The sequence below is a fragment of the Paenibacillus ginsengarvi genome (assembly GCF_003626695.1).
In the GTDB taxonomy this organism is placed as follows: Bacteria; Bacillota; Bacilli; order Paenibacillales; family NBRC-103111; genus Paenibacillus_AB; species Paenibacillus_AB ginsengarvi.
In genome coordinates this window covers 91,349-108,066 of sequence record NZ_RBAH01000023.1, presented here as the reverse complement: position 1 = coordinate 108,066, position 16,718 = coordinate 91,349, and the positions used below count along the sequence as shown (strand labels likewise).

Genomic DNA, 16,718 nt, shown 5'->3' with positions numbered 1-16,718 from the left:
GTCGGTTAAATACCTTGTAACGCTTCGGCTGTAACACGAGTACACTTTATCGAAATGCTTCGATCGGAAGCTTTTCTTTGTACCGACGTTTTTTGAGGCTTGGAGCGTGCCAAAAACGTCAATACTACATAGCAGCGGGAATTTATTAATCGATGAAACAAGGGGATGTTGTATGATAACGAAAGATGGACTGCTCGAGTTTATGCGCGAGAAGGCGTATAAGCCGATGACGTACCAGGAGCTGGAGAAGCATTTTGACATTGGAGATGCCGAATCGTTCAAGCAGTTTCTGAAAATGCTGAATCAGCTCGAGGAAGCGGGGGAAGTGATACGCACACGCACGGAGCGTTACGGCGTTCCGGAGCGGATGAATTTGCTGAAAGGTAAACTGCAAGCTCATGCAAAGGGCTTCGGCTTCCTGCTGCCTGACGACAAGGATCACCCGGATGTGTATATCCACGCGAACGACATGAACGGGGCGATGAACGGAGATATCGTGCTGGCTCGTGTGACGGCGAAGGGAGCGGCGGGAGGCCGGCTTGAGGGCGAAGTCGTTCGGGTCGTAACCCGGGCGATTACGCAAATCGTCGGCACGTTCCAAAGCTTCGAGACGTATGCGTTCGTGCTGCCCGACGACAAACGAATTACGAAAGACATTTTTGTACCGAAGGAATCGTTTCTCGGCGCCGTGACCGGTCAGAAGGTCGTTGTCGACATCGTACAGTACCCACAAGGGCGGGCTGCGGCCCAAGGCCGCGTCGTGGAGATTCTGGGCCATAAGGATGACCCGGGCGTGGATATCGTCTCGATCATCCGCAAGTACCAGCTGCCTGAGGCGTTTCCGGACGAGGTGACGGCCGAAGCGGAGCAGGTACCGGATACGATTGACGAACGGGAGCTGCAGGGACGCCGGGATTTGCGCGATAAGCTGATCGTTACAATCGACGGAGAAGACGCCAAAGATTTGGACGATGCGGTTAATGTGGAGCTGCTGCCGAACGGCAATTATTTGCTAGGTGTCCATATCGCGGACGTCAGCTACTATGTGCGTGAAAATTCGGCGCTCGACCGGGAAGCGTATAACCGCGGAAACAGCGTCTATCTGGTAGACCGGGTTATTCCGATGCTGCCGCATCGTTTGTCCAATGGGATATGCAGCTTAAATCCGCGCGTAGACCGGCTGACGATGTCTTGCGAGATGGAGTTTGACGGCAATTGCAACGTCGTACGCCATGATGTGTTCACGAGCGTCATTCGCACGACGGAGCGGATGACATATACGAACGTCCGCAAAATTTTGCAGGGCGAAGACGAAGAAGTAACCGAGCGGTACAAGGAGCTTGTCGGCTTCTTCAAGCTGATGGAAGAGCTGGCGATGAAGCTGCGTAACAAGCGGATGAAACGCGGCGCAATCGACTTCGATTTTCAAGAATCGAAAATATTGGTCGACGAAAACGGGAAACCGACCGATATCGTCAAGCGGGAGCGCTCGGTTGCGGAGCAAATTATCGAGGAGTTCATGCTGGCTGCGAACGAGACGGTCGCGGAACATTTTCACTGGATGAAAGTGCCGTTTCTGTACCGGATTCACGAAAATCCGGACGGCGACAAGCTGCAGCATTTTATGGAGTTCATTACGAATTTCGGTTATGTGGTGCGGGGCAAGGGCAATACGATTCATCCCCGCGCGCTGCAAACGCTGCTCGAGGAAATCCGCGGCACGAAGGAAGAGACGATTATCAGCACGGTCATGCTCCGTTCGATGAAGCAGGCACGCTACGATGCAAACAGCCTCGGGCACTTCGGGCTTGCCGCGGAGTTTTATTCGCACTTTACGTCGCCGATCCGGCGTTACCCGGACCTCATCATTCACCGGATTATCCGCGAGGTGCTGGAAAACGGCACGTTGTCGGAGCAGCGGCACGAATATTTGAGCAGCCGGATGGAAGATATCGCCAAGCAGTCGTCGGAGCGGGAACGGCTTGCCGTCGACGCGGAACGCGATACCGAAGCGCTGAAGAAGGCTGAATATATGCTGGATAAAGTCGGCGAGGAATTCGAGGGTATCATCAGCAGTGTGACCAACTTCGGCATTTTCGTCGAGCTGCAAAATACGGTCGAAGGGCTGATCAGGCTTAGCGACCTGCATGACGACTACTACCACTACCACGAGATGCAGCATGCGCTCATCGGCGAGCGGACGTCGAACATTTACCGCATCGGCGACGATGTGAAGGTGCGCGTGGCCCGGGTCAACCTAGACGAGCACAATATCGACTTTGAAATGGTGGGTTCGCAGCGGCGCGAGCAGAAGGTGAATTTAGTCGACGGCAATCGTGGCAGACGCGGCGGGAAGCGTGACGACGAAGGCGGAGCCGGAGGCGGCGAACGCGGTCGCGGCCGTGGCGGCGTCGACATGTGGGGCTTTAGCCGCGGCGGCAGCGGCGGCGGTAAGCGCGGCGAACGAGGCGGTAAAGCGCCGGCTGCCGGGAGCGACCGAAGTGGCGGCGGAGCGAGCGAGGCAGAAGGCGGACGTCCGCGAGCCGATGACGGCGAGTGGACGAACGTGCGCCCGGGGCGCGCAGCGGCCGGCGGCCGAGGCGGGAAAGGGCGCAGCGGCGCCGGCCCGAAGGGCGGCAAGCGGACGCCGCCCGGTCCGGGAGGCAGCGGCTTCGGCGGCGGCGCTCCGCGCAAGAGCCGTGGCGGCGTGAAGGGCGGCGCGTTGGCGGGAGCGAAGAAGCGCGGGAAAAAATGACTATAGCGGGATAGCCCCAATTGATTTTGCTCGGGGAAGTTGATACAATGATCTCCTAGCGATGTAAAGAACGGCGGACGTACGATGCGCCCGGCATCTTGTTCTAAAAGGATGTCGGAGCGCAAATCGTACGGTTCGTTCGGCCTAAGTTGTAGGCGAAGAGGAGGGAACCGGTCATGAGTAAAAAAAGCGACGGCAAACTGCTGGCGCAAAATAAAAAAGCGTCCCATGATTATTTTATCGAGGATACGTTTGAAGCGGGACTTGTCTTGACCGGAACCGAAATCAAATCGCTGCGCGGCGGCCGGGCTAACATCTCTGACGCGTTCTGCACGATTCGCAATGGTGAGGCATTCGTCAACAACATGCACATCAGTCCGTTCGAGCAGGGAAACCGGAGCAATCCGGGCGATCCGACCCGAGCTAGAAAGCTGCTGCTGAAGAAAGAGCAGATTCACAAGCTGCTTGGACAGACGAAGCAGCAGGGGTACACGATTGCACCACTTAAAGTGTACATTCGCAACGGGTACGCGAAGCTGCTGATCGGGTTAGCGCGAGGCAAGAAACAGTACGACAAGCGCGAAAGCGATGCGAAGCGGGACGCCCAGCGGGACATTCAGCGTGCTCTGCGCGAGAAGCAGAAAGTTGCGCGCTAAGCTGTTAGCGGATGCGGAAGCGTCATCCAAGGCAGCAGTGCCAAGGAACGTTAAAGCTTCCATCAACAAGCGATCGCGATAGCTCGAGAATGTGGTATACTAGGAATACGGCGATACAACAACCGCCGTCGGTTTCGGCTCCGCAAAGCCGTTTTAGCGAAGTTCCTCACTTGAGGGCACTTCCGATCACGGGGGCGTTCTTGGATTCGACGGGGATAGTTCGAGCATGAGTAGCGGGTAGTGGGGCTGCGTCCACTTCAACAACGCGAACGCCAATTTAACTGGCAAACAACAACCAAAACTCGCTTTCGCAGCTTAATAACCTGTGACGCGGCTTCTACCCTGCATCGCCCATGTGCCGGGATAGGGGCTCAACCTTAGTGGGATACGCTGTCTAGTCTCCGCCTGCGGCTAGCTGAAGAAGATAATCAGGCTGACCCAAAGGGAATCCGGTGACGGGGAGTCTCTAGGGTGACATCAAAGCTGTCACTACACCCGTAGAAGCTGATGTGGCGTTATCTTCGGACAGGGGTTCAAATCCCCTCGCCTCCACTTAAGTACAGAAAGTTTAAGGAAAGAATCAGACGGTCAGCATATCGACGATATGCCAATCGTCTGATTTTTTTATAGTGATTTTCCGGAAGAGGGATTGAATAACTTGCTTTTGTGTTTCGGAGTCGAGATCATTCCAATTTTCTTTTAAGCCATTAAATGCTTTTCGTACTTCTTCAAATGGAATCTGCTGTTCAGGTTCTGGTTCTGCTTCCTTCCGCAGCTTATTGATGCGAGCATCTTCTTCATCCATCAATGAGGCATAATCGTCTCCGGAAAGTTTACCGTCCCCTAACGCCATCATCCAGTTTCGGCGGCGTTTTTGGCTGATGGCCAATTCCTTTTCCAGATTTATTTTAAGCCGTGTTGTTTTGGGCTTTGGCTTTTGGAACCCATCTTCAACTACTTCGATATGTTGCCATATCAAGGCGGTAAGTATACTTTCAGAGATACTCGGGCTTGTGCAGGTACCTTTAGCATATTGATTCAGACAGCGGTAACTCTGATACTTCTTCCCGCTGTGGACTGCGGTATTCCCTGTATATGTTGCTCCGCAAAGCCCACACTTTATTACTCCGCTGTATGGGTAATCGAATGACCGGCGGGACATGTGACCTTCGGCCCGACGTTTTCTAAAAGATTTGGCCTTTTCAAACTGCTCTTTACTTATTATGGCTTGATGCTTCCCTGGTTTAATAATTCGTTGTTCCTCTGGCCAGTCTGCAGGCTTAAAGTGATTATAACCGGCATAAGTTGGGTTTGTCAGAACATTTCTTACTGATTTGTTGTCCCATTTCCCGCCTTCCTTTGTTGTTGACTTCGTATTCATATGCTTCGCGATTTTCGTGACACCCCAAAACGATTCGGTGTATAGGTCGAAAACCTCACGAACTAGCTGAGCTTCTTCGTCGACAATAATTAGCTTTCGAGTTTCGTCGACCAGCAGTTCATCTGTCATTTTGTACCCACCTCTTCAAACATATAGCCGAGAGGTGGCCGTGACATATGTCTGCCCCCGTTCTTGGCTTTCTTTTCTAACCCCTTTAACGTTTCTTCCCGTAAATTGTTAATATATAATTCTGCGAAAATGCCGTTTATTTGAAGGAAAGCTTTTCCCATTGGAGACTTGGTATCTATCTCATCTTGCCCTTGTGCAGCAATGATTAAGCGGATATCGAGTTTATTAACCATATCGATAAAGGCGATAATGTCCCCCATGTTCCTACTCAACCGATCAAGTTTATGAATGAGTAATGCTTCGAATCGCTTCGCTTTCATGTCTTTAATCATTTCCTGTACGCCCTTACGTTTAAATGTTTTACCGCTCACCCCAGGGTCGGTATAAACACGATATAACTGAAGACCTTTACGCTCAATGGTTTGTAAGAGTATTTCCTCTTGCGCTTCCAAACTAAAGCCTTCTTCCGCCTGCATGGCAGTGCTTACCCGAGTATAAATGGCAGCTCGCATTTGATTTCACCCCTTGGCGTTATTAATTTCATAGCACTGTTCCTGAATGTTTCCAATAGCGAAAAGAGGTCTCTTGAATCACGTGTAAGTCGATCAACACCGTGGACTAACACAGCATCGAAGTCTCTGGAAGCTGATTCAGTATCCAAGATCAAGTTTTGCAAAGCTCGGCGAGAAAACATATCGCGGGCGGAAGCGATATCTTCGTAAACTTTTTTAACTTCCCATCCGAGTGTTCTTGCATGTTCCATAAGTAAATTTCTCTGGCCTTCGGCAGTCTGTTCAATGGTTGCAACTCTGATGTAGATAGCCACTTTCATTCTGATCATCACCTCAACAAGAATATATGTTCGCATTTTAGGGTATGATAAACAGCCTTGCGGCTGGGAAGCGCAAGATTTCATGGATTTTATGGAAACATTTCTACTACGCCAAGCGGGTCGAATCGAATCGTATACTGCTCGTCCACATTTACATAAATACCATACTTGCTAGTGTACCGATCGATAGCATTTTGCAAAAACTCTTCCGTTACTCCTAAAAATTCAGCTAAATCATATCTTCCTGTAATTCGTTTTTTATAAGCTTGTACAATTCGATCCAGTGGAATCATACACTGGTAGGCCCATTGTCTCGCAATTAGCTCCTGTTTTCTGTTTCGTATGTCTGTCTGATCTAGGATATTCCCAACAGAAAGAAGATAATGGGCTATTTCTTCAGCAAGAGTACATGCTTTCTCGACTGTGCTCATTTCTTTACTGATACCAATTTTACTCCCTTTTATCAGTCCTTTTGCGTTGGACAAGAAAGTCTTTTCTTTAACAACCAGTCCGTAACCTAACGCTTGTTCAATCAATAAATCGTAAGGTGCCATCGCGCCATCTCCCGTCTTAGAGGTCCTCCAAATCTTGTTTCATAAGTTCAAGCTGCTCTTTCGAATGATCATCATTATGAGCTGCAATGACCTCAAGCGGTGGATTTGGTTTAGATACTCGGAAATATTCCATTTCCAAAACGGTTTTTACAGTATGCTTCCCCTTTTCATCGAGAGCGTTGAACTTCTTAATCAATTTCAAAATATCATCCGAGAGAACTGTTTGAACTTGTGGTTTAGTTGAAGGAGCTTCCACATCATCTGTCCAGCCCATAAGGTATGCTGGTGAGCATTTGAATAGTTCTGATAAACTTACTATCGTTTCATGCTTTATATTTTTTATATCACCGCTTTCATATCGTTGAGCCGTTGCTTCTTTGACTCCAAGATGCGTAGCGACGTCTAATAAGGTTAAATTCATTGCCATTCTCCGTTGTTTAATTCGATCGTTTAATGTTGACATTATTTAACCACCTTTCTATGAGGCTATAATAACACCGACTTACGCAATATGCAATAAAATTTGTGCATCCAATAAAAAAACTTACGCAATGTGTATTGACGAACTGGCATTCGTGATGCTAATATCGACTTACGCAATACGTAAGTTGAAGGAGGGGAAACGATGCAGATCATTTACAGAACAGATACTAAGGCGCTCAAGAAGATGATGGTCGAAAAAGGAATCTCCACTACCATTCAGCTTTCTTCCCTTACTGGGGTCAACAGGAATACACTATCACAGGTGCTACGAGGGGAGATTCAGCCATCTGCCGAAGCGATGCGAAAGCTGGTTTCAGTACTGGAAATACCGCCTGAACATGCAGGGGAAATTTTTTTTAGTCCGAACTTACGTAATGCGTAAGTCGGAAAGGAGGGAGGTGATGAAGGCAATTCTGAGATCAAGTCAACTAAGTTATGAATTATTGGAAAGTATTGCTCTGCAAATACGTGCCGCCCAAAGGAAGGCTGATAGTCAGGATAATGTTAGTAAAGCGGCTCAATAAGACAGAGGGGATGGTCCAAATGAAAATCCACCCCATACATCGAAGATTGTACGAAATACACGTCTCAGCAAACAAACTCGGCGGCTACGGGCAGCTGCCGGAGCGGGATCAGCAGGACTTGCAGCATTGTATGAGGGCGAATGCCCGGTTGGTGGAGCGGCTGGAAGATTTGTACGAACTGTCGCTCCAAGCATCATACGTTGGCGATACGGGATGGCAGTACGAAATTTGCGCCCGGATCGAGGCGCTGATGGAAGGGAGAAGGTCATGAACGGAATAGCAAAGTTGTTGAATCTCACAACAGCCATTGATCGTAAAGCGCCCTACATAGTCAGCGTTTGGGCGCAAAGCGGCTGCGGTGTGGATGTGTCGATCTGCAAGCGGATCAGTGAAGCGGGGGCAATCACCGCAGTCCAGAAATTTTGGGAAGTCGACAGGCATCCGGACCAGCTCGCATCCGCGCTAAAAGCGGTGGAGGCGGTAGCGAACGGAACTTTCGTGGAAGGCGGTGATGATCTTGGGGGATGCCGCGCTGCAGCTGGAATATGATTACGAAGCCGAAATTCAGCGCCGCAAACGCGACTTGATCGAAAAAGGGCTGCTTGTTCTCGACGACGGCGGGCTCTCGCTCACGGTCGAGGGGCTACGGTTGGTTCGGCGGGAATGGGAGTACCGGTACAAAACCCGCAAGGAACTGGGGCTTCTGATGGAAGTCTTCATCCTAACGGAGCATGGCCATTTAGTTTTATAGGGAGGCGGTTACCATGATGTTGCAAGAATTATCTGAGGTGTGCGAGGCCGCGCGAAGATTGAGCGAGTTGGAGTCGATACGGGCAGCGATGACTTACCGGCCGGGTTGGTTTAATGCGGCAGTACTGCCTGCGGCAATGGATTGGCTGGATGGCGAGATCATGCAACTTGAGGCTGAATTGCTGGTTTTCGAAGAAACGGAAAATGAAAGAAGCCGCCTGGCGGGGCGGCTGCTCGAAAAGCAAGGCAATCTAATTAGGCCCAGTATATCGCAATGGCGAACTTTGGGCAAGGGGGATATGTGGATATGAAGGCCACTGGAATCGTGCGTAAGGTCGACGAGCTGGGACGGGTAGTTATTCCGATGGAGTTGCGGAGGACGCTCGGGATCGTCGAGAAGGATGCTCTGGAAATCTATGTAGACGGCGAGCGCATCATGCTCAAGAAGTACCAACCGGCATGCATTTTCACAGGGAGCACGGAAGACCTGATTTATTTCAACGGTAAGCTCGTCAGCCGAGAAGCAGCAAGGGCGATCGCCCAGGCAGCCGGCATCATATAACCGCCTGATGAGTCCGCAGCGGGAGCGGACGAAAGCCGTGTCGTGATGATACTGCTCGCGGGTTACCGCACTGCTCTTTGACAATCGGCCTTCGGGCTGAACATAACGACAGGCATCAGCCCTGTCGTCGGGGGCCAGACGAGAGAGAGTCCTTGACGACTCCAAGCATGCGCGCATGGCTCTCGGGCTCCGGACGATGCGGCTGACGCATCAATCGAATTAGGGGAGGCGGCCGCGATGTAACCGGCTTACGGTCTGATAAACGGAAATAACCCGCCTGCCAGCGGGTCACTTCAAAACATATGGATGCCCCCATGATAGCACGGATTCATGGGGGCGACAAGGAGGCACCTATGACCACACTTACCAAAGCACAGCTTGTCGAAAGATTAATCGCGCTGCCGACCGAAATCGGGGCGGCCGAGGATAACGTTCTGCAGGCACATGCCCGGCTGGTGACAGCAAAGGAACTGCTGCAATGGAAGGAGGATTCACTTCTACTCGATAAAATCGGCTTTATTGATGGGAAAAACGCTGAAACTCGAGCGGCACAAGTGCGCTCATTCACTAAAAACGAGCGTGACGAGTTTGCCGATGCCGAGATGAACTTGAAAAACGCCGCTTCCCGGCTGGAACGACTTCATGTTCAGCTTAAAGCTTATCGCGCGGTAGCCGATCTGCTCAGGGTGGCCGTATGAAAAAAATCGTTTTGGAGCGCCTGACGTTCCGCAATTTCAAGGGGCTCCGCGAGTTCGTCCTTGCAGCGAACGGCGGAAGCCTCGATATTTATGGCGATAACGCCACTTGTAAGACGACTTTGTTTGACGGGTTTACGTGGAAGCTGTTCGGCAAGGACAGCGCGAACAACGCCAATTTCGAAATTAAAGAACTTGACTTAGCCGGCCGGGTCCGGAAGCACAGGTTGGAGCACGAGGTCGAAGGCGTGCTGATCGTCGACGGCCGGCGCCGGATCTTCCGACGGGTCTTCTCAGAGAAATGGACCAAGAAGCGCGGCGCGCTGCGGGAAACGTTCGAGGGGCACGAAACAGCTTATTTCGTAGATGACGTTCCGGTTGGCAAACGGGAATATGACGCTGAAGTCGCCGCACTCATCCCGGAGGAGCTTTTCAAACTCCTGACTAATCCGGGCTATTTCAACGACGAGAAGCATTTCGACTGGAAGGCCCGCCGTAAGCTGCTGCTGGAGGTCTGCGGTGGAGTGACGGACGCGGAGGTTATCCATAGCAAACCGGAGTTAGCTCCACTGGAAACTGCCCTGCGGGAACGGGATATCGACAAGCATAAAGCTTCGCTTGCCGAGAAAATGAAGCGAATCAATCAGGAGATCAAGGACATTCCGGTCCGCGTCAGCGAAGCTCAGCGGGGCATGCCGGACGTCGCAGAGCTGAGCGAAGAACTGCTACAGGAGGATATCGAAGCCCTCCGAGGGCGGATCGCTGAAAAAAACTCGGCTTTGGCTCGGATCAAGGACGGCGGCGAGGTTGCAGCAAAAGAGCTGCGGCTGCGGGAGATTGAGGCCGAGGTCCTGGCGATCAAGAACCGCTTGCAAACGGCTGCTTTGGATGCCGTCGCCCAGCAGCGAGGGATAACCGCTCAACTTCATCAGGACATTGATCGGCTGCGCCGTACGATCGATGACAGCGATAACCGTATTCGATACAACTTCCAGACCATTGAGGAGCTGGAAAAGAGTATGGCGCGACTCCGGGAAGAGTTTACGCAGATCAAAGCTATGGAGTATTTCCATGCCCACGATGCAGTCGACAATTGCCCCGCATGTGGTCAACTGCTTCCGGAAGATCGCCGTAAAGAGGCCCACGACAAGGCTCTCGCCGCGTTCAATCGGTCTAAAGCGGAGCAATTGGAGGCGATCCAGCGTAACGGACAGGCGAAGAAAGCGGAAGCCATACAGTTGGCGGCAGAGAATGACCGTCATCGCATGCTTATCGAAGCAGCCAAGGCCGATCTGTTGCCGTTGGAAACGCAGGTGACCGCTGCCGACGCTGAACTGGAGCGGCTGCGCGCCGGCATCCAAGACCCCGCCATCGATCCGGACTACGTTCGTCTCCAGAAAGAAGCGGAGCGCGTTCGGGCCGAGATCGCCGATCTGCGCGCCAGCAGCCAACAGGCGACAGCAGGGGTTGAGCAGGCAATATTGGAGCTTCAGCGAGAGATCAGCACGCTCGAGGCGGACAAGGCCAAGTTCAACCAAGTCCGCAAGCAGCAGGGGCGGATAACGGAGCTGGAGCAGCAGGAATCCAAGCTTTCCGCCGAGTACGAGCAGCTGCAGCATGAACTCTTTTTGACCGAGGAGTTTGTCCGGACCAAAGTCAATCTGCTTCAAACACGGATTGACAGCAAATTCAGGTTCGCTCGGTTCCGGCTGTTCGAGGACCAGATCAATGGCGGCTTGAAAGATTGCTGCGAGACGCTATACAACGGCGTCCCGTACGACAAGGGCCTTAATAACGCGGCTCGGATAAACATCGGGATCGACATTATCAATACGCTTAGCCAGCACTACGGCGTTTCGGCTCCGATTTTCGTGGATAACGCCGAAGCTGTGACGCAGCTGGCCGAGACGGATGCCCAGGTCATTCGTCTGATCGTTCCTCCGGCATTTGACAACCTGCCACAAGAAGCACAGGAAAGCCTCATTGCCATGCACGGCGGAATTCAAGAGGCAAAGAAGCACTGGACCAAACAGAATAAGCAATTGCGCGTTGAGGCTGCCGGTACAGGTGAAGACGATCTGCTCGTCGTGGATAACGAGGTGATCGCATGAACGGGGATAGCGGCATTGTCGAAGTCAAGGTTGTGACCGGCCAAGACCGTTATGCGGGCGCCCGAACAGAGACGCTGTTCATCGATGGGCAAGAATGGATGTCCGCCGGTCCGCTGTGTGAATGTCCGGAAGATGCGATTTTGGAACGCGATTTACTGGGACCTTCTGATTTCGCCAGTCTGTTGGAATCTTTTCTGAAAGAACACCGCGGCAAGAAGGTTCGCTTTGTTTACGAAGACAAGGAGGAAGAAGAATGACCCAAAATGCAGTTGTAGCAGCAGCGCCGAAGAAAAGCATCGTTGATCTGGTGGCCAGTAAGATTCATGCGTTCCAGGAACGCGGCGAGATTCACTTTCCGGCGAACTACAGCCCTGAAAATGCCTTGAAAAGCGCATGGCTGACCATCCAGACTGTCATGGATCGGAATCAAAAGCCAGCCTTGGAAGTCTGTACGAAGGATAGCGTCGCTAATGCACTTTTGGACATGGCCGTTCAAGGGCTCAACCCTGTTAAAAAGCAAGGCTATTTCATCGTTTACGGCAAAACGCTCACGTTCATGCGCTCCTATTTCGGCACAATGGCAGTTACCAAGCGAGTTACTGGTGCGCAGGATATCGATCCCCGATTGATCTTTGAAGGGGATGATGTGGACTACGAGATCCGGAATGGTCGTGTGGAAAATCTGACTCATAAAACTAAATTCAGCAACATCAATAACAAAAGCATTATTGGTGCATACTGTACCATTTCATGGGCAGACGGCCGGATGTTCACCGAAATCATGACGTGGGATGAAATTCAAGCGAGTTGGAAGAAATCGAAGCAAAACCCAGATAAAGAGGGCAGTACGCACCAAGAGTTTCCTGGGGAAATGGCGAAACGGACGGTCATTAATCGGACCTGTAAAGCTTACATGAACACGTCAGACGACGGAAGCCTGATTTTGAAGCATTTCCACCATCAGGATGATGTTATCGCTGAGGCTGAGCTGGAAGAGGAAATCGCTGAAAATGCGAATCGTGAAAGGATCGATGTAACACCGGCGGCGGAGCATGTTTCGCAGGATACCTCGGGAACACAAGAAACAAAGGTGGGTACTAAACAGGGCAACCAAGCGCCAGATAAAGCCCGCGAGGACACCGAAAAGCCAAGCATTGACGAGATGGAGCTCAATTTCTAATGATCGAGATCCATCCAATCGCCAGCAGCAGCGCCGGCAACGCTTACCGGGTATCGGACGGATTTACGACGCTATTGATCGAGGCGGGCCTACCTTACCGAGAAATTCAGCGGGCGCTTGATTTTAAGGTAACGCAGCTGGCCGGCTGCTTGATCAGCCACGAACACGGCGATCATAGCAAAGCGGCCAAAGACATCATGCACGTGGGCGTCCCGGTTTACACCAGTGCCGGGACGGCGGCCGCAATCGGGCTTGCCGGTCACCGGCTGCGGACAATCGAGTCTCGCAGGCAGTTTACCGTGGGCACATGGACGATTTTGCCCTTCGATGTTGAGCACGATGTGGAGGAGCCGCTGGGGTTCCTCCTTACGATTCCGACGGGCGACAAGCTGGTATTTTTGACGGATACGTATTATTGCAGATACCGGTTCGGCGGTATCACACACCTGATGGTCGAGTGTAATTACGCGCTAGATATCGTAAACAGGCGGGTGGAGGCGGGCGAACTGCACCCTTCGCAGAAGCGACGCTTGCTGACCTCCCATTTCAGTTTGGAGCACGTCAAACAGTTCCTACAGGCGAATGACATGCGTTCGCTCCGGGAGGTTTGGCTGCTCCATCTATCGGACGGTAACAGCGATGCCGAGCGCTTCCGCCGCGAGATCCAAGAGGTCACTGGGGCGGTCGTTCGGGTGGCAGATCGATGATCGATACAATCCCTCAGAAGGTCCTGATCGCGAGAGCGATTTGGGACCTTCCTTCGCCAGGTGAGCGCAAGGAGGGCATCGTTCAGTACCTTGAAAAATCATACCCGCACTATAAACCAATCCGGACAGAGCGGCCGTTCGTGCTATGTGAGGATACAAGGAAGGCGGGCAAAAAATGAAGGTGGAACAGCTTGATCTATTCGCCAGCATCGAGCCGGACGTTCCTTCGCGGAAGCCGGCGCCGTTACCGCCCCCGCTCAACGGCATGTATTACGAGCAGGCGACCGATCGATTCGTTTCATTCGTCCACGGCCGCCGGCATTATGAGGTTCCGGCTCGCAGTTGCGGGTTTCTGAAAGAGTGGCAGGAAAAAACGAAGCGGGAGCGTGCGATATGAAGCATGGGAAGCGCCCCACAAGGCGCGAAAAAACGATGATAGCTGCAGCCGGACTGAGAACGCATAACTGGCTCGTAACAAAGCGGCTGCCGCAATCGCTGCATCTGACGCATCGGGTTTCCAGCACGGTCAAGGTCATTCCAGTCAGATAGGGGGACTCGGCGGATGGCGAATCCACAACTAGAGCACGGGTTTGTACGCATAGCCAACGAGATATGGGACGAAGTCATCCGCCGGGACTTTTCCAAACGGCAAAAGGATATTTTGTTTCTCGTATGGCGCCTCTCCTACGGCTGCCAGAAGCGCTATGCATACATCCCACGGATGAGACAATTTCAACTTTGTGGGGTTTCAGAAACGAAAGTAAAGACTGAACTTGAATATCTGGAGCGCTCTCGAGTCTTAATTTGGGACCGTGAAAGTAAGACTTTCGAGATCAACAAGGATTACGAAAGCTGGTATGTCAGCCTGGTCAAAGCGTGGGATGAAGGTGAATTTAACGAGCTTCTCGCCTTAAATCTCAGTCGAAAAGTTTCCCAAAACGGGAAAGAAAACTTCCCGAAAAGGGAAGAAAATCTTCCCGAAACGGGAAGTGACGAAGAGGGGAGTTTCCCGAAAAGGGAAACAGAAACTTCCCAAAAAGGGAAACAAGAGTTTCCCGAAAAGGGAAACACGACACCCGATGAGCCCTTGTCTGGCGCGGCTTCCGGGGCGCCTAAAGACATTATTAAAGACATTATTAAAAACAATAAAGAAGATACTGAGGTACTTAATACTAATCAAGATACAGAGCATTCATCATCCACAACCAAAACGGATTTTTCATTTTCGCGAATCTATCGAATCTATGAACAGCATCTTGCGAGGGACGGTAAGATCACCGATTTGGAGGTCGAGGACTTAAATGACCAATTTGACACTTTTGGCGGTGAGTGGTTGCTCGATGCGATGCGTGAAGCGGTAAGGCAAAACAAACGGTCGCTCGCCTATATCAACGGCATCCTGCAAGGGTACAAAAGTCGTGGCGGGACCCAACGCGAGATCAAAGCTATCGTTCCTGCTGGAAATGGGAATGCAGACGGAAAGCCTAATCGGCAGCAACTTCAAAACGAACTTGCAGCTCAGAAAATCAGGGAGGCCGAAGAGCGTGAAAGAGAGCGAGATCAGGAAAATTTTTATGCTGATCCAGAACGCTTATAGCAATTTCGTTTACGACGACTTTAAAGTCGAGTTCTGGCGTCAGACGCTGGAAGACGTTCCGTTTGATCTGGCTGAAGGGAACTTGTACCAGCACATTCGCAACCCGGAGAACCGGTTCCCGCCGCATCCCGGCGTGCTGGCTGAACGCCCGGTGCAAGCTGCGGAAGGCCCGTACATCCCGAACGTAGAAGAGACGAGGGCCATGCTTGAGGAAATGTATGCGGTGACGCCAGTTCCGCCTACGCCCAAGTTTTTGGAGATGAAAGCGAGGTTGCTGGGCAATGGAGGATGACATGCCGCCGCTGCCGGCACCGCCAGAAGAACGAATACCTCCGCACAATATCGAAGCCGAATGGGCCGTTTTGGGTGCGGTGCTACTTGATCCGGTCGCTATGGACACTGCGGCCGATTTGCTCCGAGGCGATGAGTTTTATGTCGCCAAGCATCGGCACATTTTTGCGGCCATGCTTGAGCTTTACGACGCAGGCGACCCGATCGATCTGGTCACACTGACGGAGCAGCTGCAAGAGCGCCAACAACTTGAAGGGGTAGGCGGGGTCAGTTTCTTAAGCCAAGTAGCCAACTCTGTTCCGACGGCGGCCAATATCAGCTATTATGCTGCCATCGTAAAAGAAAAGGATTCGCACAGACAGGCGATTAAGGAGCTGCAAAGGCTTGAGGCTGAGGCATGGCGGACGGATGATCCTGGCAAACTCATAGCATCCATGCAAAACAAGGCCGACAAGCTTTCCGAGCAGGCGAAGTCGACGAAAAAGCCGTTCCGCGTTCTCAATGACGTTGCGCATGAATTCTTCGAAAACTTGGAAAAGGCATCGATGACAAAAGATGCCGGCGGCATTACGGGGCTCCGGTCCGGCTTTGAAGACTTCGACAAGGCAACATCTGGACTGCAAAGGTCCGACCTGATTATAGTGGCGGCCCGGCCGTCAGTCGGGAAGACGGCGTTCGCGCTGAATGTCGCGCAAAACGTCGGGGTCAAGGTCGGCGAAAGCGTCGCAGTCTTCAGCCTAGAAATGGGCGCTGTGCAGCTATTTGGTCGTATGGTCGCAGCTGAAGGAAACATTGACGCTTCCCGGATGCGGACCGGCAACCTGCTGCCGGAGGATTGGGAAAAGGTCACGATGGCGATCGGCACGATCACAGGTGCGCCGATCTACATCGACGATTCGGCGGTTATCACTGTAAACGACATTCGCGCCAAGTGCAGACAGCTCAAAAAGGAGCGGGGTTTGGGCCTGATCGTGATCGACTACTTGCAGCTTATAAAGGGGCGGGGGTCAAACAGGCAAGAGGAGGTTTCGCATATCTCCCGGACGCTCAAGCAGATCGCCCGAGAACTGGACGTTCCCGTCATTGCACTTTCGCAGCTCAGTCGTGGTGTCGAGCAGCGGCAGGATAAACGGCCGATGATGTCCGACCTTCGGGAATCCGGCTCGATCGAGCAGGACGCGGATATCGTTGCGTTTCTGTACCGGGACGACTACTACGACAAAGAGTCGGAGAAGAAGAACATCATCGAAATCATCATTGCCAAGCAGAGGAACGGTCCGGTCGGTACAATCGAGCTGGCGTTCCTTAAAAATTTCAATAAATTCGCGAATCTGGACAGGTCGCACCACGAGCAGCAACAGCAGCCGAAGGCGAAATCCGGGTCCGCGAAAGAGAGGAACCGCAAGCAATGGGCATAAAAAAGCGGCTTGATCCGATTTTTCAGATACGGAACCAGCTCGTGATTAAGCACCGCGGCCAAGTGGTCGGCGAGGTGTACACGCTGCGGCGGC

At 52.1% G+C, this 16,718-nt stretch carries 24 protein-coding genes and 1 other RNA gene; 20 read left to right on the top strand and 5 right to left on the bottom strand.

The window, feature by feature from the left end:
* Positions 1–172: 172 nt before the first annotated feature.
* The 3 genes from rnr to ssrA all read left to right on the top strand — a co-directional run bounded on the left by rnr (position 173) and on the right by ssrA (position 3,966).
* Entirely contained in the window at positions 173–2,755 is a 2,583-nt protein-coding gene (rnr, locus tag D7M11_RS26335) for a ribonuclease R (protein WP_120750249.1), read from the top strand.
* 176 nt (positions 2,756–2,931) lie between these two features.
* The gene (gene smpB / locus D7M11_RS26330; RefSeq protein ID WP_120750248.1) at positions 2,932–3,411 is read left to right on the top strand and encodes an SsrA-binding protein SmpB; all 480 of its coding nucleotides are present in this window, start codon (positions 2,932–2,934) and stop codon (positions 3,409–3,411) included.
* 190 nt (positions 3,412–3,601) lie between these two features.
* Positions 3,602–3,966: a transfer-messenger RNA gene (gene ssrA / locus D7M11_RS26325) on the top strand.
* Between the two features lie 25 nt (positions 3,967–3,991).
* Here ssrA and D7M11_RS26320 read toward each other — a convergent pair.
* The 5 genes from D7M11_RS26320 to D7M11_RS26300 all read right to left on the bottom strand — a co-directional run bounded on the left by D7M11_RS26320 (position 3,992) and on the right by D7M11_RS26300 (position 6,770).
* Positions 3,992–4,921, bottom strand: a complete 930-nt coding sequence (locus D7M11_RS26320; RefSeq protein ID WP_120750247.1) for a recombinase family protein — start codon at positions 4,919–4,921, stop codon at positions 3,992–3,994.
* Positions 4,918–5,433, bottom strand: coding sequence for a recombinase family protein (locus tag D7M11_RS26315; RefSeq protein ID WP_120750246.1), 516 nt, complete (start codon positions 5,431–5,433; stop codon positions 4,918–4,920). Before D7M11_RS26315 ends, D7M11_RS26320 begins: the two co-directional genes overlap by 4 nt.
* The gene (locus D7M11_RS26310) at positions 5,406–5,753 is read right to left on the bottom strand and encodes a recombinase family protein (protein ID WP_158606839.1); all 348 of its coding nucleotides are present in this window, start codon (positions 5,751–5,753) and stop codon (positions 5,406–5,408) included. Before D7M11_RS26310 ends, D7M11_RS26315 begins: the two co-directional genes overlap by 28 nt.
* Before the next feature lie 89 nt (positions 5,754–5,842).
* The gene (locus D7M11_RS26305) at positions 5,843–6,307 is read right to left on the bottom strand and encodes an ImmA/IrrE family metallo-endopeptidase (RefSeq protein WP_120750244.1); all 465 of its coding nucleotides are present in this window, start codon (positions 6,305–6,307) and stop codon (positions 5,843–5,845) included.
* A 16-nt stretch (positions 6,308–6,323) separates the two neighbouring features.
* Entirely contained in the window at positions 6,324–6,770 is a 447-nt protein-coding gene (locus D7M11_RS26300; protein ID WP_120750243.1) for a helix-turn-helix domain-containing protein, read from the bottom strand.
* 162 nt (positions 6,771–6,932) lie between these two features.
* Between D7M11_RS26300 and D7M11_RS26295 the strand changes: the two genes are divergently transcribed.
* From D7M11_RS26295 to dnaB, 17 genes are all read left to right on the top strand, one after another.
* Positions 6,933–7,172, top strand: coding sequence for a helix-turn-helix domain-containing protein (locus D7M11_RS26295; RefSeq protein ID WP_205127117.1), 240 nt, complete (start codon positions 6,933–6,935; stop codon positions 7,170–7,172).
* A 19-nt stretch (positions 7,173–7,191) separates the two neighbouring features.
* Complete coding sequence (locus D7M11_RS37810) at positions 7,192–7,314, top strand: hypothetical protein (protein WP_275671736.1); 123 nt, start codon at positions 7,192–7,194, stop codon at positions 7,312–7,314.
* A gap of 19 nt (positions 7,315–7,333) precedes the next feature.
* Positions 7,334–7,585, top strand: a complete 252-nt coding sequence (locus D7M11_RS26290) for a DUF7667 family protein (protein ID WP_120750242.1) — start codon at positions 7,334–7,336, stop codon at positions 7,583–7,585.
* Positions 7,582–7,863, top strand: coding sequence for a hypothetical protein (locus D7M11_RS26285; protein ID WP_120750241.1), 282 nt, complete (start codon positions 7,582–7,584; stop codon positions 7,861–7,863). The genes D7M11_RS26290 and D7M11_RS26285 overlap by 4 nt, the downstream gene beginning before the upstream one ends.
* Entirely contained in the window at positions 7,826–8,065 is a 240-nt protein-coding gene (locus D7M11_RS26280) for a hypothetical protein (RefSeq protein ID WP_193556285.1), read from the top strand. The genes D7M11_RS26285 and D7M11_RS26280 overlap by 38 nt, the downstream gene beginning before the upstream one ends.
* Positions 8,066–8,078: 13 nt before the next feature.
* Positions 8,079–8,375, top strand: coding sequence for a hypothetical protein (locus D7M11_RS26275; RefSeq protein ID WP_120750239.1), 297 nt, complete (start codon positions 8,079–8,081; stop codon positions 8,373–8,375).
* A complete protein-coding gene (locus D7M11_RS26270) occupies positions 8,372–8,626 on the top strand; it encodes an AbrB/MazE/SpoVT family DNA-binding domain-containing protein (protein ID WP_120750238.1) in 255 nt (84 codons plus the stop codon). The genes D7M11_RS26275 and D7M11_RS26270 overlap by 4 nt, the downstream gene beginning before the upstream one ends.
* A gap of 353 nt (positions 8,627–8,979) precedes the next feature.
* Positions 8,980–9,324, top strand: coding sequence for a hypothetical protein (locus D7M11_RS26265; protein ID WP_120750237.1), 345 nt, complete (start codon positions 8,980–8,982; stop codon positions 9,322–9,324).
* Complete coding sequence (locus tag D7M11_RS26260; protein WP_120750236.1) at positions 9,321–11,432, top strand: ATP-binding protein; 2,112 nt, start codon at positions 9,321–9,323, stop codon at positions 11,430–11,432. Before D7M11_RS26265 ends, D7M11_RS26260 begins: the two co-directional genes overlap by 4 nt.
* Positions 11,429–11,689, top strand: a complete 261-nt coding sequence (locus tag D7M11_RS26255) for a hypothetical protein (RefSeq protein ID WP_168928327.1) — start codon at positions 11,429–11,431, stop codon at positions 11,687–11,689. Before D7M11_RS26260 ends, D7M11_RS26255 begins: the two co-directional genes overlap by 4 nt.
* On the top strand, positions 11,686–12,612 hold the full coding sequence (locus D7M11_RS26250) for a recombinase RecT (RefSeq protein ID WP_120750235.1): 927 nt from the start codon (positions 11,686–11,688) through the stop codon (positions 12,610–12,612). The genes D7M11_RS26255 and D7M11_RS26250 overlap by 4 nt, the downstream gene beginning before the upstream one ends.
* Positions 12,612–13,319, top strand: a complete 708-nt coding sequence (locus D7M11_RS26245; RefSeq protein ID WP_120750234.1) for an MBL fold metallo-hydrolase — start codon at positions 12,612–12,614, stop codon at positions 13,317–13,319. Before D7M11_RS26250 ends, D7M11_RS26245 begins: the two co-directional genes overlap by 1 nt.
* Before the next feature lie 175 nt (positions 13,320–13,494).
* Complete coding sequence (locus D7M11_RS26235) at positions 13,495–13,716, top strand: hypothetical protein (RefSeq protein WP_240041310.1); 222 nt, start codon at positions 13,495–13,497, stop codon at positions 13,714–13,716.
* The gene (locus D7M11_RS36790; protein ID WP_168928326.1) at positions 13,713–13,868 is read left to right on the top strand and encodes a DUF6906 family protein; all 156 of its coding nucleotides are present in this window, start codon (positions 13,713–13,715) and stop codon (positions 13,866–13,868) included. The genes D7M11_RS26235 and D7M11_RS36790 overlap by 4 nt, the downstream gene beginning before the upstream one ends.
* 13 nt (positions 13,869–13,881) lie before the next feature.
* Positions 13,882–14,916, top strand: coding sequence for a replication protein (locus D7M11_RS26230; RefSeq protein WP_120750232.1), 1,035 nt, complete (start codon positions 13,882–13,884; stop codon positions 14,914–14,916).
* Positions 14,864–15,208 carry a hypothetical protein gene (locus tag D7M11_RS26225; RefSeq protein WP_158606838.1) on the top strand — a complete coding sequence of 115 codons (345 nt, stop codon included), beginning with the start codon at positions 14,864–14,866 and terminating at the stop codon, positions 15,206–15,208. The genes D7M11_RS26230 and D7M11_RS26225 overlap by 53 nt, the downstream gene beginning before the upstream one ends.
* Positions 15,198–16,625 (top strand): replicative DNA helicase, encoded by a 1,428-nt coding sequence (gene dnaB / locus D7M11_RS26220; RefSeq protein ID WP_240041309.1) that lies wholly within the window; start codon positions 15,198–15,200, stop codon positions 16,623–16,625. The genes D7M11_RS26225 and dnaB overlap by 11 nt, the downstream gene beginning before the upstream one ends.
* Positions 16,626–16,718: the final 93 nt, after the last annotated feature.

Excerpts from the sequence above, each read along its gene's own strand:
- D7M11_RS26305 (WP_120750244.1), bottom strand. The coding sequence starts at position 6,307 with ATGGCACCTTACGATTTATTGATTGAACAAGCGTTAGGTTACGGACTG.
- D7M11_RS26280 (WP_193556285.1), top strand. The coding sequence starts at position 7,826 with ATGATCTTGGGGGATGCCGCGCTGCAGCTGGAATATGATTACGAAGCC.
- D7M11_RS26300 (WP_120750243.1), bottom strand. The coding sequence starts at position 6,770 with ATGTCAACATTAAACGATCGAATTAAACAACGGAGAATGGCAATGAAT.
- D7M11_RS26245 (WP_120750234.1), top strand. The coding sequence starts at position 12,612 with ATGATCGAGATCCATCCAATCGCCAGCAGCAGCGCCGGCAACGCTTAC.
- D7M11_RS26320 (WP_120750247.1), bottom strand. The coding sequence starts at position 4,921 with ATGACAGATGAACTGCTGGTCGACGAAACTCGAAAGCTAATTATTGTC.
- dnaB (WP_240041309.1), top strand. The coding sequence starts at position 15,198 with ATGGAGGATGACATGCCGCCGCTGCCGGCACCGCCAGAAGAACGAATA.
- D7M11_RS26310 (WP_158606839.1), bottom strand. The coding sequence starts at position 5,753 with ATGAAAGTGGCTATCTACATCAGAGTTGCAACCATTGAACAGACTGCC.
- D7M11_RS26295 (WP_205127117.1), top strand. The coding sequence starts at position 6,933 with ATGCAGATCATTTACAGAACAGATACTAAGGCGCTCAAGAAGATGATG.
- D7M11_RS26265 (WP_120750237.1), top strand. The coding sequence starts at position 8,980 with ATGACCACACTTACCAAAGCACAGCTTGTCGAAAGATTAATCGCGCTG.
- D7M11_RS26290 (WP_120750242.1), top strand. The coding sequence starts at position 7,334 with ATGAAAATCCACCCCATACATCGAAGATTGTACGAAATACACGTCTCA.
- D7M11_RS26285 (WP_120750241.1), top strand. The coding sequence starts at position 7,582 with ATGAACGGAATAGCAAAGTTGTTGAATCTCACAACAGCCATTGATCGT.
- D7M11_RS37810 (WP_275671736.1), top strand. The coding sequence starts at position 7,192 with ATGAAGGCAATTCTGAGATCAAGTCAACTAAGTTATGAATTATTGGAA.
- D7M11_RS26275 (WP_120750239.1), top strand. The coding sequence starts at position 8,079 with ATGATGTTGCAAGAATTATCTGAGGTGTGCGAGGCCGCGCGAAGATTG.
- D7M11_RS26270 (WP_120750238.1), top strand. The coding sequence starts at position 8,372 with ATGAAGGCCACTGGAATCGTGCGTAAGGTCGACGAGCTGGGACGGGTA.
- rnr (WP_120750249.1), top strand. The coding sequence starts at position 173 with ATGATAACGAAAGATGGACTGCTCGAGTTTATGCGCGAGAAGGCGTAT.
- D7M11_RS26315 (WP_120750246.1), bottom strand. The coding sequence starts at position 5,433 with ATGCGAGCTGCCATTTATACTCGGGTAAGCACTGCCATGCAGGCGGAA.
- D7M11_RS26250 (WP_120750235.1), top strand. The coding sequence starts at position 11,686 with ATGACCCAAAATGCAGTTGTAGCAGCAGCGCCGAAGAAAAGCATCGTT.
- smpB (WP_120750248.1), top strand. The coding sequence starts at position 2,932 with ATGAGTAAAAAAAGCGACGGCAAACTGCTGGCGCAAAATAAAAAAGCG.
- D7M11_RS26260 (WP_120750236.1), top strand. The coding sequence starts at position 9,321 with ATGAAAAAAATCGTTTTGGAGCGCCTGACGTTCCGCAATTTCAAGGGG.
- D7M11_RS26230 (WP_120750232.1), top strand. The coding sequence starts at position 13,882 with ATGGCGAATCCACAACTAGAGCACGGGTTTGTACGCATAGCCAACGAG.
- D7M11_RS36790 (WP_168928326.1), top strand. The coding sequence starts at position 13,713 with ATGAAGCATGGGAAGCGCCCCACAAGGCGCGAAAAAACGATGATAGCT.
- D7M11_RS26255 (WP_168928327.1), top strand. The coding sequence starts at position 11,429 with ATGAACGGGGATAGCGGCATTGTCGAAGTCAAGGTTGTGACCGGCCAA.
- D7M11_RS26235 (WP_240041310.1), top strand. The coding sequence starts at position 13,495 with ATGAAGGTGGAACAGCTTGATCTATTCGCCAGCATCGAGCCGGACGTT.